The following is a 2,087-nucleotide window of genomic DNA, read 5'->3' as shown; positions in this document are numbered from 1 at the left end:
CAGCTGCGGGCGTGACAGTTGCGGGCCCTCGGTCCGCGGGGTTCCGGCCGACTTCAGCATCCTCTGGTGATTGGCGAACCAGCCTGCGATCCGGATCAGCATCACGAACCCGATCACGGCAAGCAGGCCGAACCACACCGTGCTGACCTGCCCCAAGGGTAGAACGAACAGCGCCGCGGCAAGGGGCCCGAGGGCGGTCCCGGTGTTGCCGCCGACCTGAAAGCTGGACTGGGCGAAACCGAACCTGCCACCCGAGGCCATGCGGCAGACACGCGAGGCCTCCGGATGAAACAGTGCCGAACCGATGCCAAGCACCGCAGCAGCCGCGAGAAGGAGTGCGAATGAACTGGCCAAGGCCAATATCACGACGCCCACCGCCACCACCGCCATGGATACTGCCAGCATGTAGGGTTTGGGCCTGAGATCTCCGTAGAGACCCATGATCGGCTGCAGAAAGCAGGCCGTGATCTGCTGTGCCAGCGTCAGCAGTCCCAGCTGAAAATAGCTGAGCGCGTACTCTGTCTTCAGTACCGGATAGAGCGCTGGCAGCAGGAACTGGATGAGATCATTGATCAGGTGCGTGCCGCTGACGGCCAGGATCACCGAATAGGATGTCGGCATGAGAAGTTGACGGTGGGCAGTCATGGCGGTCTCGATCTGCAATAAAATGGAAAGAGGTATTGATCTGCCCCAAGGTCGGGGCGTCACGCCTCTTATGCCCGATGTCGCGGAGCCTTACGCGCGAGATAAAACACCGCTATCCAGTAGAAAAACTGCAGGATCAAAATGTCGATCTCCCCCAGAACACTGCCGCCATTGAATGCCCTTCGCGCCTTCGAGGTCTCTGGGCGTCATCTGAACTTCCGCGTGGCTTCCGAGGAATTGGGCGTCACGCAGGGCGCAGTCGCGCAGCAGGTTCGGCTTCTGGAGGATCATCTGGGCCTTGCGCTGTTTCACAGGATGCCACGCGGCCTCGCGCTGACGGGACAGGGGAAGGCGTACCTCGCTGACGTGTCGCGCGCCTTCGCGCTGCTGAGCGCCGCCACCGATCAGCTGCAGCATCGTGCGGATGCCGTCACCATCAGCGTTACACCGACCTTCGCGACCCGGATGCTGATCCCGCAGTTGTCGGCCTTGCAGGCGGCGCTTCCGTCTGTAGAACTCCGCACCGTGGCGACGACCAGTGTCTCGGATTTCGACCGCGATCAGGTCGATCTTGCAATCCGTGAAGCACGTCCCCCCTTCCCGTCCGCGTTGGAGGCCCGCTTTCTGTTTCCGCAAAAGCTTGTTCTTGTGGCAAGCCCGCACCTGCCGGGCGTGCCCTCATCCGAGACAGCACCCGATCAGATCGCCGACCTTCCGCTTCTGCATGACGGCTACGACTACTGGTCCAGATACTTCGGGACCCATGGCAAGGTACCGGGTGCGGTGTTCAACCAGACGTCCCTGGCGCTGGACGCGGCGCTGGCAGGGCAGGGAATTGCAATAGCATGTCGGGCCTTTGTCCAGGAGGATCTGGATGCGGGGCGCCTTTTGAACCTCGGCGACGCAGGCTTCGATGCCGACACGGGGTTCTACCTGGTGCGGAAGCGGTCATCCCCGCCCGGCAGTGCCGTCGATGCCGTGTGGTCCTGGTGCATCGACAGGTACGGCAGCGGGTAGGGTTTAATCACCCGGGGAGGGGGATGGGTCTGGTATTATGACCCTAGGTGTTTGATCACACGATTTGATGGTGAGATTCTTACGAGGGAATGGAAGGATGCCCTATGGGACAGGTTCGTCACGGAAGCGCCACGACCACGCACGCGGTTAGAGCTGCAATACAGCGATCGCAAGCTTCGCTCGCGACGCTGAGCCGGGAGCTGGGTATCAATCCCAAGACCGTTGCAAAATGGCGCAAACGGCAGACAGTCGAAGATCTCAAGACCGGCCCGAAGGAGCCACGTTCGACGGTCCTCACGGAGGCTGAGGAGGCGGCCATCGTCGCGTTTCGACGCCACACGCTGCTGCCGCTTGATGACTGTCTCTATGCCCTTTAGCCGTCCATCCCGCATCTGACACGCTCAGCGCTGCACCGCTGTCTACAG

At 61.7% G+C, this 2,087-nt stretch carries 2 protein-coding genes and 1 pseudogene; 2 read left to right on the top strand and 1 reads right to left on the bottom strand.

Features of this window, described 5'->3' with window-relative positions; all coding sequences use genetic code 11:
- Positions 1 to 645 (bottom strand): MFS transporter (locus tag IE00_RS19315; RefSeq protein ID WP_139291563.1); only part of this gene is annotated, 645 nt, incomplete at its 3' end.
- A 141-nt stretch (positions 646 to 786) separates the two neighbouring features.
- Here IE00_RS19315 and IE00_RS19310 point away from each other — a divergent pair.
- Both IE00_RS19310 and IE00_RS19305 read left to right on the top strand, forming a co-directional pair.
- The gene (locus IE00_RS19310) at positions 787 to 1,662 is read left to right on the top strand and encodes a LysR substrate-binding domain-containing protein (protein ID WP_072298778.1); all 876 of its coding nucleotides are present in this window, start codon (positions 787 to 789) and stop codon (positions 1,660 to 1,662) included.
- Positions 1,663 to 1,766: 104 nt separating this feature from the next.
- A pseudogene (locus tag IE00_RS19305) lies at positions 1,767 to 2,036 on the top strand (IS481 family transposase); the annotation flags it as partial.
- Positions 2,037 to 2,087 lie beyond the last annotated feature (51 nt).

Source organism: Paracoccus sp. SM22M-07 (genome assembly GCF_001887735.1).
Classification (GTDB): domain Bacteria; phylum Pseudomonadota; class Alphaproteobacteria; order Rhodobacterales; family Rhodobacteraceae; genus Paracoccus.
This window is presented reverse-complemented; position numbering and strand designations above follow the sequence as displayed.